The 12,637-nt window shown below is 55.4% G+C and carries 18 protein-coding genes, 1 tRNA gene and 1 pseudogene; 4 read left to right on the top strand and 16 right to left on the bottom strand.

All coding sequences use genetic code 11. The features are described from left to right. Positions 1-33 precede the first annotated feature (33 nt). Positions 34-110: transfer RNA gene (locus tag HKD21_RS13850), tRNA-Met, on the top strand. A 241-nt stretch (positions 111-351) separates the two neighbouring features. Here the strand turns inward: HKD21_RS13850 and HKD21_RS13855 are convergent. Next, positions 352-1,221 carry a LysR family transcriptional regulator gene (locus tag HKD21_RS13855; protein WP_228121516.1) on the bottom strand — a complete coding sequence of 290 codons (870 nt, stop codon included), beginning with the start codon at positions 1,219-1,221 and terminating at the stop codon, positions 352-354. A 124-nt stretch (positions 1,222-1,345) separates the two neighbouring features. Here HKD21_RS13855 and HKD21_RS13860 point away from each other — a divergent pair, with 124 nt between their 5' ends. Both HKD21_RS13860 and HKD21_RS13865 read left to right on the top strand, forming a co-directional pair. Continuing rightward, positions 1,346-2,221: an MBL fold metallo-hydrolase gene (locus tag HKD21_RS13860; protein WP_194256197.1), complete on the top strand. Its 876-nt coding sequence runs from the start codon at positions 1,346-1,348 to the stop codon at positions 2,219-2,221. 3 nt (positions 2,222-2,224) lie between these two features. Then, the gene (locus HKD21_RS13865; protein ID WP_194256198.1) at positions 2,225-3,160 is read left to right on the top strand and encodes a LysR family transcriptional regulator; all 936 of its coding nucleotides are present in this window, start codon (positions 2,225-2,227) and stop codon (positions 3,158-3,160) included. On the opposite strand, the gene HKD21_RS13870 is transcribed toward HKD21_RS13865, so the two are convergent. The 9 genes from HKD21_RS13870 to HKD21_RS13910 all read right to left on the bottom strand — a co-directional run bounded on the left by HKD21_RS13870 (position 3,118) and on the right by HKD21_RS13910 (position 8,930). Beyond that, a complete protein-coding gene (locus HKD21_RS13870; RefSeq protein WP_194256199.1) occupies positions 3,118-3,567 on the bottom strand; it encodes a CopG family transcriptional regulator in 450 nt (149 codons plus the stop codon). The genes HKD21_RS13865 and HKD21_RS13870 overlap by 43 nt on opposite strands. 114 nt (positions 3,568-3,681) lie before the next feature. Further along, positions 3,682-5,478 (bottom strand): relaxase/mobilization nuclease domain-containing protein, encoded by a 1,797-nt coding sequence (locus HKD21_RS13875; protein ID WP_215748081.1) that lies wholly within the window; start codon positions 5,476-5,478, stop codon positions 3,682-3,684. A gap of 244 nt (positions 5,479-5,722) precedes the next feature. After that, the gene (locus HKD21_RS13880) at positions 5,723-6,346 is read right to left on the bottom strand and encodes a lytic transglycosylase domain-containing protein (RefSeq protein ID WP_228121517.1); all 624 of its coding nucleotides are present in this window, start codon (positions 6,344-6,346) and stop codon (positions 5,723-5,725) included. Positions 6,347-6,386: 40 nt separating this feature from the next. Further along, positions 6,387-6,725, bottom strand: coding sequence for a DUF736 domain-containing protein (locus HKD21_RS13885; protein WP_194256202.1), 339 nt, complete (start codon positions 6,723-6,725; stop codon positions 6,387-6,389). Further along, positions 6,722-7,252, bottom strand: coding sequence for a S26 family signal peptidase (locus tag HKD21_RS13890; protein ID WP_194256203.1), 531 nt, complete (start codon positions 7,250-7,252; stop codon positions 6,722-6,724). The genes HKD21_RS13885 and HKD21_RS13890 overlap by 4 nt, the downstream gene beginning before the upstream one ends. Further along, entirely contained in the window at positions 7,249-7,725 is a 477-nt protein-coding gene (locus HKD21_RS13895; RefSeq protein WP_194256204.1) for a DUF2840 domain-containing protein, read from the bottom strand. The genes HKD21_RS13890 and HKD21_RS13895 overlap by 4 nt, the downstream gene beginning before the upstream one ends. After that, on the bottom strand, positions 7,722-8,063 hold the full coding sequence (locus tag HKD21_RS13900; RefSeq protein WP_194256205.1) for a helix-turn-helix domain-containing protein: 342 nt from the start codon (positions 8,061-8,063) through the stop codon (positions 7,722-7,724). The genes HKD21_RS13895 and HKD21_RS13900 overlap by 4 nt, the downstream gene beginning before the upstream one ends. A gap of 162 nt (positions 8,064-8,225) precedes the next feature. Beyond that, complete coding sequence (locus tag HKD21_RS13905) at positions 8,226-8,627, bottom strand: DUF2285 domain-containing protein (protein ID WP_194256206.1); 402 nt, start codon at positions 8,625-8,627, stop codon at positions 8,226-8,228. Between the two features lie 93 nt (positions 8,628-8,720). Next, positions 8,721-8,930 (bottom strand): transcriptional regulator domain-containing protein, encoded by a 210-nt coding sequence (locus HKD21_RS13910; protein WP_194256207.1) that lies wholly within the window; start codon positions 8,928-8,930, stop codon positions 8,721-8,723. Positions 8,931-9,179: 249 nt separating this feature from the next. On the opposite strand from HKD21_RS13910, the gene HKD21_RS13915 reads away from it, so the two are divergent. Next, positions 9,180-9,401 carry a helix-turn-helix domain-containing protein gene (locus tag HKD21_RS13915; protein WP_194256208.1) on the top strand — a complete coding sequence of 74 codons (222 nt, stop codon included), beginning with the start codon at positions 9,180-9,182 and terminating at the stop codon, positions 9,399-9,401. A gap of 51 nt (positions 9,402-9,452) precedes the next feature. On the opposite strand, the gene HKD21_RS13920 is transcribed toward HKD21_RS13915, so the two are convergent. The 6 genes and pseudogenes from HKD21_RS13920 to HKD21_RS13940 all read right to left on the bottom strand — a co-directional run. After that, positions 9,453-9,878 (bottom strand): type II toxin-antitoxin system VapC family toxin, encoded by a 426-nt coding sequence (locus HKD21_RS13920; RefSeq protein WP_194256209.1) that lies wholly within the window; start codon positions 9,876-9,878, stop codon positions 9,453-9,455. Then, positions 9,875-10,963 (bottom strand): hypothetical protein, encoded by a 1,089-nt coding sequence (locus HKD21_RS13925; RefSeq protein WP_194256210.1) that lies wholly within the window; start codon positions 10,961-10,963, stop codon positions 9,875-9,877. The genes HKD21_RS13920 and HKD21_RS13925 overlap by 4 nt, the downstream gene beginning before the upstream one ends. Positions 10,964-10,980: 17 nt before the next feature. Further along, entirely contained in the window at positions 10,981-11,646 is a 666-nt protein-coding gene (locus HKD21_RS13930) for an MT-A70 family methyltransferase (protein ID WP_215748080.1), read from the bottom strand. A gap of 272 nt (positions 11,647-11,918) precedes the next feature. Then, a complete protein-coding gene (locus HKD21_RS14680) occupies positions 11,919-12,122 on the bottom strand; it encodes a tyrosine-type recombinase/integrase (RefSeq protein ID WP_457851954.1) in 204 nt (67 codons plus the stop codon). Positions 12,123-12,254: 132 nt separating this feature from the next. After that, positions 12,255-12,518: a tyrosine-type recombinase/integrase gene (locus HKD21_RS14685; protein ID WP_456305538.1), complete on the bottom strand. Its 264-nt coding sequence runs from the start codon at positions 12,516-12,518 to the stop codon at positions 12,255-12,257. Positions 12,519-12,546: 28 nt separating this feature from the next. After that, positions 12,547-12,637: pseudogene (locus HKD21_RS13940) on the bottom strand (IS5/IS1182 family transposase); the annotation flags it as partial.

Raw genomic sequence — 12,637 nt, forward strand, 5'->3', positions numbered from 1 at the left:
CATAACCCAAAAAACCAACATCATTCACACCACCGCGGGGTGGAGCAGCCCGGTAGCTCGTCAGGCTCATAACCTGAAGGCCGTAGGTTCAAATCCTACCCCCGCAACCAAAATTACCATTTGATATCAAATGCTTAGGCTGCCCCAAGGGCGGCCTTTTGGCGTTCCAGAGCACCAACTGGAATCATATAGGAATCAATCGGCGGAGAATTCACGCGTAGCGGGCCGTCGCATGCAGCGCGGCGCTGGTGGGCCGGGAAGGGCGCGAATCGGCTCAAGCATCTGTGATGCAACGCGGCTTCCTGAGAGTGTGATTAACTTGCCGTGAGTTCAAAGGACGGCTAGGCAAACTCAGATAGAAGAACGTATCATTTCCATAACGGCATTTGTTTTCGCCGGTAGCAATTGAGTTTTTGGCCAAATTAGATGGTAATTTAATTGCAGCGTCTCTTGTTCGGGGCATATTCGTACCAATTTCCCAGCATCGATGCGTTCCTGCACCAACCATGATGGCAACCAAGCAGTTCCCAAACCCGCTACAGCGGCATCAGCAATAGCCTCAATGTCATTTAGGACTAGGCGACAGCGAGGGACTATTTCCGTTATATTACCGTCGGCTTTTGGAAATCGCCAGGGGCGAACCTGACCTGACCGACTGTAAAATAGTCCTGCGTGATCCTTGAGCTGAGAAAAGTCTTTCATGATATGTTGCTCGGCAAAGGTGGGAGAGCAGCAAACAACCATCGGATAATTTATCAGATGCTGCGAAGCGAACCCCTGCTTGATCGACGAAAAACCGCTTCGGATGGCCAGATCGAAACGCTCAGTCAAAATATCTGGCGTGTTATCATCAAAATAAAGTTCTAATTTTAGATTTTCATATTTCTCTGATGCAGAAAATAAAATCGGAGCAATCAGCCGTTTTCCAAAAAGAACCGGCATAGTCATTCGCAATGTCCCACTGACATCATGGCTCAGTTCTTTTACTAAAGCATTTGTTGTTTCTATATCGTTCAGAATACATACACAGCGATCATAATAGATTCGTCCTAGGTCGCTTAGGCTCATTCGTCGCGTTGTGCGGTGAAAAAGCGTGATACCCAGATGATCTTCAAGTGTATTGATATGCTTGCCGACCATTGGAGCTGAAATTCCAAGTGTTTTTGCTGCTGCATTGAACGACCCCAGTTCAGCCGCTGTTACAAATACACGCATACTCATCAGACTATCCATGAATTAAAAACCCTGAGTTAATTATCACAATCATATAATGCTCCTAAAAAGTTATTATGTAAGACGGTATGGCATGTTGTTAGGAAAATTTATTATTGTGTGAGGAAGCGATATGGCTCTTCTACCCGTAAAACAAGCTGCCGGTATTAATCGGCGAAGAATTGGTAACGTGGTCGTAACCGCTTTGAATGACGGCTGCCTTGATGTCGATTTTAATCTTTTGACTGGTGTGTCGATACAGGACGCGGAAGCCATGATGGTGATCGCTCACCGGCCTCCAGAAGCTCGGATGAGTGTTGGTGCTTATCTCGTTCAAGATGGGGCAAGAACGCTGCTGATTGACGCAGGCGCAGGCGGTTTCAACGGCTGGGGCGGACGGCTATGTTCGGCCCTTGCCGTAGCGGGCATTGAACCGGAAGATGTTGATGCCGTTCTGCTGACGCATGCGCATCCCGATCACATTGGCGGAATGGTTGGAATGGCTGGACAACCGGTCTTCACGAATGCTGAGCTTATTCTATGTCATGATGAGTGCCAGTTCTGGACGGACCCGCAGTATTTTTCATTTTTTTCCGAAAACAAACGGCCTATGTTGCTCTTTGCCCGCAATATTCTTGCGGCATATCGTGATCGAACAAGATTTGTCGCCGCTGGGGAAGTGCTGCCGGGCGTAGAATTTGTGCCGCTTCCGGGGCACACGCCCGGACATGGGGGCTATCGGATTAGTTCAGGTGATTCCAGTCTCTTGATATGGGGAGATATTGTCCACTTCCCCGATATTCAAATTCCGTGTCCAGATGTCACCATTGCTTTTGATGTGGACCCTGTAGAGGCTTGCCTAACAAGACATCGGACGCTTGATATGGTTACATCGAACGCTGAACTTGTTGGTGGTTTGCATCTTAATTTTCCTGGCTTCATTCGAGTTTTTAAAGAAAACGGGAAATATAGCTTCTATGAAGAGCCATGGTGTCCGTCGATCATCTGATACATGCGCGGAAAAGTTTCTGATTATGGCTTCAATATACGCGATCTGCGACGGGTCATCGCGGTTGCGGAACACCGTAGCCTGCGTCAGGCGGCTCTGGCCTTGGAGGTTGATCAGGGCACGCTGACACGCTCCATCCAGGCACTGGAGCACGCGCTTCGCATTCCTCTGTTCGAGCGACTGCGGACGGGTGCGCGGCTCACGGCGACGGGCGAGGCGTTCACGAAGATCGCCGCCTCAGTGCTGGAGGGCATGGACGAAGCCATGCTGCATCTGCGTCTGCGGCATAATGGGGTGGTGGGCAGTCTCCGCCTTGGCTTGCAGTTGTCTTTCGTCCAAGGCGTAGTGGCGAACCTGTTCGAACGGTATCAGGCCGCATACCCCGATGTGGACCTTCAGATCATGGATGGCACGCGCGAGAGATTGCTACGGGATGTGCTGGCCTCCCGCCTCGACGCCGCGATCGTCATAGCGGGCGAGGGGTGGTCAACCCGATCCATCCTTTTGGGGCCGGAAAGAGTGCTGGCGGCTGTTGCGCGGGATCACCCTCTTGCGGCGCGTGCAGCGGTGACGTGGTCCGGCCTGTCAGCTTACTTCCTGACACTCCCGCGTCGTGGTGCAGGCATGGAGCTTCGCAAGCTCGCGTTGCAGCATGGCATTCGGCCTGAGCGCATCATGTTTCATGACGCTGCGATTGACCGGTTGCTGGCACTGGTCCGTCACGGGGATAAGATTCTGCTCGTGACGGAAGGCGCTACCGGCATCAGAATGGATGGCGTCGTCTTCCGACCGGTCTTGGATGAAGATGGCCCAGCGGCATTCGATCTCGCCTTGTGCTGGCGGGATGGGGAAAGCGATCCTGTTCTGACCCACTTTATCGAATTGGCGCGGCAAACTCATGAGGACGGCGCTTCTTTTTCTGGTGTCGGTGACGTCTGACGCATCGCGGGAATATCGAGCGGGATGTCGTCGCGGAACGACCGCCCTTGCGACAGTCGTCGCCCCAGCGTGTCCAGAAACCGGGTGAAGCGCTCCTGCCCCGCCGGATTGGCGGCGGCCTGCGCTTCGGCGGGCAGGGGCGGCATCTGTCCCAGCCAGAAGCGGATGAACAGGGCATGCGTTTCCAGCGCGATCATTAGGTCACGTTCCTGGCGCTGCATCTGGCGGGTCAGCCGGTCCAGCCGCCGTGTCAGGGCGGCTTCGGTTTTCTCCGCGCTGTCGGGAGATAGCAGGGATGCGACCGCCGCTTCCACCACGGCGGAGCGCGTCACCTTCCGACGTGCGGCAAGGTCACCGATCTGCGAGATCATGGCAACGGGCAGGGAGACGTTCAGGCGGTCACGCATGGAAACCCTCCATGAAAAGCCATGGTGTGACCAAAGGATTTTTCAGAAACAAGATCGAAATCGTGCTCGTCGTATCGGGGCGGGCCAGGACGTAAAAGGAACGGGCAGCGTGGCTCATAGGCTGATCCCGAGATCGCTTTTGCGGTCATGTCGCCAGTCGACTTCCCTGTCATTGCGGGCGACGCCATCGACATGCCGGTCGTGCTGCTTCTCCAGAGAGGGTGCCCAGGGCACAAGCTGAAAGCCCAGCCCATTGTCGATCATGGCGAAGCGCCCCGAGGACAGGCTGAGGCGTTTCACATACTGGCCGGTGACGAAGTTGCCCGGAATACTGCGCTCATAAGCCAGCCCGCTTTCCTTCGCGAGTTTCGCGCCCACCTGATCCAGTTCCTGCTGGCGTAGCGTGGCCAGGAGGTTGCGCTGATAGCGGACGGACCCATCCTGCTGGAATGACGCCAGCCCCCGATTCGCGAGATGCCGGGTGCGTTCCTGCATGGCCTGCCGCACCTCGGCCCCGAAACCGGTGCGGGCGAGGTTCATGGGCTGGCGCTCCACCAGCCGATGATCCAGCCATGTGGCTCCCGGCGCTTTCACCTGGGCGGCAAGGTCCAGATCGGAATGCGCGGACAGGACCAGATAATCCTTCCCGCTTGTCCTGCCGGTCGCAGTGCGGATTTCCACGATGCCGCCGTCGGGTAGGGCGTCGCGGAAGGCTTCTACGCCGGGGAAGCGGACATGATGTACGCGCTCGTCCGTGGCGTCGATCACGGCATAGGCTTCGCCGGTCAGTTCGTTATGCAGACCGCGTTCCAGCAACCGCCCCGTTAAGGCGATGGGCTGATCGCGCCCTGAGATCACGTAATCACCGGGAGACATCCCTCGATCCCGGCTTCGTTCCGTCATGGCGCGGTGCATGGTTTGGATGATGTCGCCGCGCGCGCCCATTTCACGCAGCGTGTCCGCCATGCCAGGCGCGAGCGACCAGCGCCCCGGTCCTTCCGGCGTAGCCAGCCCCATGCGTTCTAGGGTCTGCGCCCTGCCGGTGAGAAGGGCGCGATGCGTCGCATTTTGCCCGAGGTCATGAGCGCTCCCGGTTTCAGGCCGCAGGTCCACGATGCGCAGATCATCGGCGTGGCGCTGCAATTCGGCATCGAGGCGTGTCCAGCGTTCCGCCGTCACGTCCTGGCGCAGAGCTATTTTGATCTCATGCTCCGTGCGCGGGCCAAGCTCCAGCGACACCAGATCCTCTGCCCGTGAGCGCAGCCCGTGGTTGATATAGTCGCGGGCGATGACCAGATCGGCCCCGGCCTGATCCACACCGCGCACGATCAGATGCACATGCGGATTGTCGGTGTTCCAGTGCGACACGGCGGCCCAGTCCAGCCGCGTGCCGAGATCGGCTTCCATCTGCGTCACGAGGTCGCGGGTAAAGCCGTCGAGGTTCGCTATCTCCGGTGCTTCCTCGGGCGAGACGATGAAGCGGAAGTGATGCCGGTCGTCTTTGCAGCGTGCGGAAAAATCCTGTGCGTCCACCTCCTGATCATCCGGCCCGAACAGATGCGCTTTCTCGCCGTCGCGGGTGACGCCATCTCGGCGCAGATAGGCGAGGTGATCGGCCAGTGATCCGGGGCGCGCGCCGCGCCCGGTCTGTCGCACCACGCGGGCCTTCACGGTGACGCGGCGATGGGCGTCGAACAGGCGGCTTCTGCCAAAGCGGGAATGGCCTCGCCCGAAGGTCGAAGGGCCGGAGCGCGGACCGTAATTTTTCCCCTTTCCGGGGCTGCCGCTATCCCCTCCACCCGCGCGGCGGGAGGCATGGAGAACCTGCGCTAGAAAGCTCCGAGGCCGGGCGCTGCTTCCCTTGCTCCGAATGCGGCCCGGACGGACGCGGAAATCCTCGTCGCGGGTCATCACAACCCTATTGTGCAGGAAACCCCCGCAGGAAAGTAGGCCAGAATCCAAAACCCTGCACACGACCGACCCGCCATGCACACAAGAAGACGAAGCGCGACCGCGCTTCGTCGTCCGACGTGGCAGGCCGTTTTATCTTGCCTTCCCTTTCCTTCATGTTTCCCGATCCGCACACCCCCCGACGCACACCCGAAGCGCTCTCGATGGGATGTCCGGTTTCCCCGCTCATGCCGAAAATCCCACGTCACGGTGTGCTCTTTTGCGAAAGGCGCACGAACAGGCCATGGGGTGGAGCGGTGGATCGCATCACCTGAACGAAAATCGGCATCACCTCGGGCGCGTTCTGAACGACGGTTCGGGATGCAAACGGGCCGACGAAAAGCGGACTCCCGGACGGCATTTTGAGTGGCGTTCGCGCTGCAAAATTCGCGTCGAAAACCGGATCGCCAATCGACTCTCCGCGCAGCAGCCGGACAACTCTTATGACGTATTTTTTTGTATCGTCGGGAAGCGCACGACTGGTTCTCAGCAGTTCCTCATACCGTCCGGGACCGGCATTGTAGGCGGCAAGGAAACCCGCATCGCCGTAGCGGTCATGAAGCCATCGGAGATAGGTTGCCCCTGCCGTGATATTGTCGTGCGGATCAAACGGATCAGCACCGAGATTCAACGTCGCGCGAAGCTCCCGCCATGTGCTCGGCATGATCTGCATGAGGCCCATCGCCCCCTTGGGTGATACCGCAGAAGCATCCCTCTGGCTCTCCGCGCGCATCACCGCCGTGATCCAAGCGGGCGGGATGTTCGCGCGCGTGGCGGCCTCGGTGACATAGGCATCGAAGGGCGCGGCGCTGGCAGTCTGCATGGGCATTGCAACCGCGCTGTAAACCGCCACCAGACCGAGCGCGTTTTTAACGTGAGGCATGACGTGGATCGGGGCGGTTCCAGATCAGCCGGAAACTGTCGGAACCATCACGCTCGGGCATCAGCCGGACACGCAACGGAGAAGCAAACAGCGGGTCGTCGATCAGCACGGCAAGCCACAGACCGAAGCGCTCATTCTGTCGTACCCAGGCGCAGCCAACCTGCGCGGCCTCATCCTCCAGACCACGCAGGACACGATAATCGGGGGTGTTTTCGGATGTGCGGTTTTCGTTCGGAACGATGGAGAGATCGTCAGCCATCAGGAAGGTGGTGATCTGCCCGAAAAACCCGTTGGTCGTATGTGTAAACGTGCCAAGATGGATCATGGCTGGTCTCCATTGATATGAGGGAATGGAAGCCACAGCGGAACCGCCCGCCCGATCACCAACGCGGCGGGAAGCGGGCCGAAATACCGCCCGTCGAGGCTGCGCGGTTCCGTTGGGTTCATGACGAAAATCTCATCGGATGCGAGGCGATGACAGCCTTGCCAGACGGGCAGCAGGCGTCCGCGATGATCGCTGTCGAGTGTTTTGCCGACAGCCTGACTGTCGATGCTGATGGTGCGTTTCGTTCGGCACACGGTCTGTCCCGACAATGCTGCGACGGGTTTCAGCAAGGGCACGCCGAACGGCAGATAGCCCCGCTTTGCCAGCAGCAGCGCCAGCCGGTCGGGTAACTGGATCGCGGCGATATCCCCGACGTGCAGCGCGCTGCCGGGACGCACCCGATACAGCCCGACCGGCACGCTGGCCGTCTCGTTCCACAACAGCCGGGGCGCGACATGCACGGTGGCGGACACACCCACCGTCAGCACCACGAAATACGTGGCAAAGAACCAGGCGCGCCGGGTCATGACACCAGCCTCGCACGCTTCAGCCATGCCGCGTGCAGGGTCTGTGTGTAGGGCCGAGGTTCCTGCCCGGCAGTAACGCGGTTATGGACATGCCGCCAGTGATCGGGGGAGACCGCACAGGGATCGAAGCCGAAGCGTTCGATCTGGTCGATCACCTCCAGAACATGCTTCACCTGCGGCCAGCCCGATACGTCGAGCAGCAGGTCACCACCGGGCCAGACAAAGGGCACGGTCTGAAAGGCGGAGCCCCGTTCCACGGTGCGCACGATGGCGAGGCAGGAGACGACCGTGCCGTAATCATTGGAGGCCCAGCGGATGAAGCCGAATGTGCTGCCGGGGATGAAACTCAGCAGGCGGCGGCGCTTGTCGAGCACGCGGTCGGAGACCGGCCTGCCGAACCTGATCCAGTGTTCGATACGCTTTTCGATGAAGGTCAGTTCGACCGTGGTCAGATTGGGATCGTCCGGCCTCATGGTCTGTTCCTCCGCGAGGGTATTTCACGCAGAGCGGCGGCATAGTTGTCGTCGGAAGTGTTGCGGCAGCGATGGCGCTGGAGCCATGCTTCCACGTCCTCGCGGAGATAGAGGACGTGCGAGCCAACCTTCAGGAACGGCGGGCCTCCACCGATGCTGCGGTATTTCTCCAGCGTGCGAATGGAAACTCCGATCAGTTCGGCGGCCTCGCCCCCACGCAGATAGGGGCGCAGGATACGGGCCGGAGACGTGAGCGGCCGTGCTGGTACAGCGATCTCGGGCGTCGGTTGTGTTGGTGGCACGGGTGCGCCTGTTTTGGGTTTCGGGATGTCGGTCATGAAAGCCTCCCTGTGCGTGTGGCTTGCTTCGGGTGCGAAGCTGAGCCGGTAAGGGGAGGCTGACGGGAAAGAGGCGGTCTGGGAGTGGAGGAAATGATGTGCGCGAATTTCTCCACCCCAAAAGCGTAACGAAGCGCAGAATAAGGCCGGAAAGGAGGGTGGTTAGATTCCGTCCAGTAGCGAGAGATATCCGCCATGAACAAGTGCGCTGCCTTCGTCTCGCAGGGTGCGGGCCATGGTACGCAAGGCGGAATCGCGCCAGATGTCGTCGGGCATGGTCCGGGCGTCCGGGTCGAGCAGTTTCGCCGCAATGTCGCGTAGGCTGGCGCCCGCCGCATCCAGATCGAAGGCATGTAGACGCAGGGTAAGCTGCCGCCAGCGTGTCGGGGTAATCCGGCGGGGATGGCGTGCAGGCAGGCGATAGCCCAGTACATGGGCGCAGAAGCGGGCGGCCTCGTCGCTTCGTCGCCGATAGGAAGGATCAACGGGGATATGGACTGCCGGGCAGGCTGTGGCTGCGCCATGAGGGGAAAGACTGAACGTGGCCGAGGGCGTCGCTATCACGATGGCGCGTCCCAGTTGGTCGGCCTGATCGAACAGGGGATGGCCCAGTGACCGCCATGAGGGAAGGGCAGGCGGGTGACGGGTATTTCCGGGTTATGCGGGAAAACGTATCCTCCAGCGCTGACAGAAGGTATCCCATTCCGCGTTGGGATTGGGTGCGCCTGCCGCTATCAGCCGCGCCGTTTCGGCGTGATCCTTGCGATAGGTGGCCCAGCGCCGCATGAAGGCTCCGGCGAAACCGGCTTCATCCAGGCGTTTGAGGGCAGTACGGTCGGTCTCTGATTGCCAGACGTCGAGCGGCATGGGGCGGCCTCCCGGATCAGGTCCGTTTGTCGCTGATTTTGTGAGAAGCCGAGGATTTCAGAAACGGAACGAGCCTGCATAGAGCAAAGGTCGCATCACGTAACCGCATGATTCACTTCATGAATGGGATAGCAGGCTCATGATCCTACGAAAGAGGAAGGCTGTTGGTGCCGTGCGTATTAGTGTCCGCTTGGGAATGTAGAGAATACTCCGTGGTTAAATACTCTGCAAGAGGCTGCCCTGTTCCGTATGAATATACAGGAGATTCTGGCAGAAAACCTCAAACGATACCGGCGTGAACGCGGGATATCGCAGGAGGAGCTTGCCCATCTCGCAGAGATCGACCGGACCTACATCAGTTCGGTGGAACGGCGCCAGTATGCGGCATCCATTGAGGTGGTGGACCGACTGGCGCGAGCTTTGGGAATTGAAGCTTCCGATCTTCTGTCCACAAATGACAAAGAAGCATGATTATTTTCATATATTACTTGATATAATTTTTTTATGTATTGCATAATTTAATTATGGAGTTATTTCTTTCCCACTGGGATGAATAATATTCAGTCCATGAAAATAGCTTCTAAAATCCTTTGGATTGGCCGTTACTAACGGTACATTTAAAGAGCATGCTGCGGCCCCAATAAAAAAATCTGATAAGACATTATTTTTTGGACCTTTGTTCTGATGTCTATAAGTTTTAAAACATCGTCCCGCGTGAAAAAGAGCAGCATTGTCTCTTGCTGCGCGTTGTAGGCCAAATGTGGAAATTATTGTATCTACTGATAGCTGATCTGCCATTCCCGCTGAAATTTCTGCATATACAACGTCATTTATTATTATGGGCCCTTCATTTTGTTGAGTAGTAAAGGCTGACATAGCCCAAGAATGATGATGATTATTGGGATCCGTTAATGCAATAACGGCGCTTGTGTCAAAAAAAGCAGTCATTCTCCCCTCGTAAGCTTGTGTAGTTCTTCGGCTGACATGGTTGGTTTTATATTTTTTTGTTCTAATTTTTTCACAGCATTTTTTGCTCTTTCATTAATATAATTTGTAGGGTTAAAAGAATCGAGATCGTCAGCTTGTACTATTTCAAAACCAACTTTCTTGGCTAATTCGGCGCAATCTCGTGGTATCGTCTTGAGAATACGTGGATTTGTTGGATGCAAGGCTCCCTGGGGACGGGGGTCATTGGGTGTGTGATAGTGGTAGTCTGGTAAAACAACCGAAATTTTTTCTTTGACACTTTCTGAATTAAAGCGACTGAGACCTGCGCAAATAAAATATAGGCTCATGAGATGAGCCATAGCAAAACTTTTCTCTGGAGAGGAGACCCCCGTTAATTCAAGGAATTTTGACTTAAGTAATAGATTTGGGAGGGTATTTTCTGTGGGCTGGGTGTTATTTTTGCTTTCCAAATCAGATATTATTCTATCTATAGCTAAAAAAAGAGCATCAACCCACCACCTTTCTATTCTTTTTGTTTTATACTCATTTATTCCACCGATTTCGTACATAAAGTTTAAATTTGTTGAAATTTTCCTGTACGTTTTAGCCTTGAACTGTAGTGATTTTTTTAGAAAATCCTCAATATCTTCTGCGCTGATCTTAGTTGTGTCCCAATGATAATCTTTGCAGACACGATCAATTATGTAATGTTTAGCCCATAAGGCAGGGTATCGTTGACCTGTACGAGCCCCTTTCCATGTGCCTGCATAACTGAAATTAAAGGCAAATAAGGCCAATTTATCAAATCGTTCTGAGTGTTCGGAAGTAAGAGCTTGAAATACCAACTCGTCTATCGCAAGATAGTCAACTCCATTTTTTATTGTATTAAATAAAAAGAAGTTGAGTGGAATAAAATCGGGTCGCCCTGCACCGGTTACCCGCTCTCTATAAACATCTCGCGGGACTGCTTCTAGTTTATTATCAAAACCTATACGAATATTCTCGTAGAGCTGACGCAGTCCTTGGTCTTTTCCCCACGAGAAATTCTTAGTAAAACTACCTGGAAGCCAAATATCTTCAGACATGCTGTTGTCTCCGATAATTAGCGACCAAAATTGGAAGCAGCTTTTTGATCTGTGGCGGAATTGTAAGAATATGTATCCCAAGTGGGTTCATAATCGCCGTCAGCCTGATTGCCCCATGTAGTCCATCCCTTGCGCGTACCTCGGGAAAAGAGTTCCAAAAACGGACCTTTACTGCAATTTTCAATGATAGAATATTGCTCATCTGGTTTTCGTGAGTGCTCTCTTTTACGGGAGCCTATATAATTCACCTGACTCCGACCGGGAGCAAGAGTACGGGCATTTTTTCCTCTGGTTCCGAAAAGAAGTATCTCCGTAACATTTCTAAAATAAAAACCTACACCTCTTCCGTCGCTTCCCCCGTCCTTGCGAAGTTTGTGCCATATTATGTTTGACTTATAATTGAAGCCCCAGGCACGCATGACTTCAAGTCCATCGGGAAGTAAAGCATTTGGAACCCAGAGATATAGATGAGCAGTATCTTCCATCTGAGAAGATACTGGTAACGCGCAAATCTCTTCAACGCTCATAGTCTCATAGCGTGAAAGACGGCGATGTTCAGGCGCAATTTTCCCAGTTCTGTTCGTGAATCGCCACGGAGGATCTGCAAGCACCGTTCCAAAACGCTTTCCTGCTAGCTCTTTTTGAAAATCTAAGATGGGGCTAGTCGGGTTACTGTCGATCACTTTTGTATCTTTCGGTCTGGCAACGTAGAGTGTAGTGAGGCTTCATATGTAGCCCAGATTTCAACAAACAGTTCATTGGGCTCTATGCCACGCAATGCTGCGTGTGCTTTGAACTGTCGTTTGATAGCGGATGGAATACGCACTTGCAGAGGCTCTTTATCGCCTGTTCGTCGTGAACGCGTGCGCGTGGTTACAATGCCAGGCAGTCGAGGTTGCATGCGTGCATGTGTGCATGCAAACATGCAAAAGTCAATTGATTGCTTGTCGTTCGATTAGGGAAAGAGCGCCTTGTTGATGGCGTGGGAAACTTTATCCGCTGTTTTTTGAACAAAGCTTGTCTTGAGGTGAGCATACCGTGCGGTTGTCTGCACCTGCGTATGCCCCAATAGCCTCCCGATCATGGTCAGGTCCGCGCCAAGCTGGAGCGCGTCCGATGCGAAGGAATGGCGCAGATCGTGAATGCGCAGCGTGTCCAGCCCGGCTCGCGCGAAGCCGCCGCCACGGTTTCTGGATGTCCGTCAGATATTGCCCCTCCACCTTGCCGGTGATGACATAGGGATTGCCTTCGATCCGGGGAATGTCCGCCAGCACGTCCACCGCAGCTTTGCCTATGGGCACGACCTTGTGGAATCCGGCAAGCGCAGGACGCCCGCTCGGGCGTCCACATAGTCCCATTTCAGCGTCTGTATTTCCCCCAGACGGCACCCGGTCAGGAGCAGCAGCTGGATGCAGGTTGCGGCTTCCGGCTCGCCGTCCGCCTCGCGGAGCACTTTGCCCAGGCGGGCCAGTTCGTCCGGTGTCAGGTAACGTTCGCGCTTCACCTCTTTGTAGCGTTTGACCTTCCAGCAGGGATTGATCCCGTCCGTCCGCACGCCCCAGGTGTCAATCTAGGCTCAGGACTCATTCTTTGAGGTAGAAGATGACGCTTGCTGCGATGTGGATTGCGGACATGAATGTATGAGCGCAGCGGTCATATCGGGTCGCAACACGT

Origin of the sequence: Gluconobacter cerevisiae (assembly GCF_015244675.1) — a bacterium.
GTDB classification, from domain to species: domain Bacteria; phylum Pseudomonadota; class Alphaproteobacteria; order Acetobacterales; family Acetobacteraceae; genus Gluconobacter; species Gluconobacter cerevisiae.

What these genes read in the sequence shown, in the direction of transcription:
- HKD21_RS13895 (WP_194256204.1), bottom strand. Translation starts at nt 7,725, where the DNA reads ATGAGGCCGGACGATCCCAATCTGACCACGGTCGAACTGACCTTCATC.
- HKD21_RS13910 (WP_194256207.1), bottom strand. Translation starts at nt 8,930, where the DNA reads ATGCCGCTCGACGTCTGGCAATCAGAGACCGACCGTACTGCCCTCAAA.
- HKD21_RS13900 (WP_194256205.1), bottom strand. Translation starts at nt 8,063, where the DNA reads ATGACCGACATCCCGAAACCCAAAACAGGCGCACCCGTGCCACCAACA.
- HKD21_RS13855 (WP_228121516.1), bottom strand. Translation starts at nt 1,221, where the DNA reads ATGAGTATGCGTGTATTTGTAACAGCGGCTGAACTGGGGTCGTTCAAT.
- HKD21_RS13920 (WP_194256209.1), bottom strand. Translation starts at nt 9,878, where the DNA reads ATGACTGCTTTTTTTGACACAAGCGCCGTTATTGCATTAACGGATCCC.
- HKD21_RS13865 (WP_194256198.1), top strand. Translation starts at nt 2,225, where the DNA reads ATGCGCGGAAAAGTTTCTGATTATGGCTTCAATATACGCGATCTGCGA.
- HKD21_RS13885 (WP_194256202.1), bottom strand. Translation starts at nt 6,725, where the DNA reads ATGATCCATCTTGGCACGTTTACACATACGACCAACGGGTTTTTCGGG.
- HKD21_RS13875 (WP_215748081.1), bottom strand. Translation starts at nt 5,478, where the DNA reads ATGACCCGCGACGAGGATTTCCGCGTCCGTCCGGGCCGCATTCGGAGC.
- HKD21_RS13870 (WP_194256199.1), bottom strand. Translation starts at nt 3,567, where the DNA reads ATGCGTGACCGCCTGAACGTCTCCCTGCCCGTTGCCATGATCTCGCAG.
- HKD21_RS13925 (WP_194256210.1), bottom strand. Translation starts at nt 10,963, where the DNA reads ATGTCTGAAGATATTTGGCTTCCAGGTAGTTTTACTAAGAATTTCTCG.
- HKD21_RS13860 (WP_194256197.1), top strand. Translation starts at nt 1,346, where the DNA reads ATGGCTCTTCTACCCGTAAAACAAGCTGCCGGTATTAATCGGCGAAGA.
- HKD21_RS13880 (WP_228121517.1), bottom strand. Translation starts at nt 6,346, where the DNA reads ATGCCCATGCAGACTGCCAGCGCCGCGCCCTTCGATGCCTATGTCACC.
- HKD21_RS13915 (WP_194256208.1), top strand. Translation starts at nt 9,180, where the DNA reads ATGAATATACAGGAGATTCTGGCAGAAAACCTCAAACGATACCGGCGT.
- HKD21_RS13890 (WP_194256203.1), bottom strand. Translation starts at nt 7,252, where the DNA reads ATGACCCGGCGCGCCTGGTTCTTTGCCACGTATTTCGTGGTGCTGACG.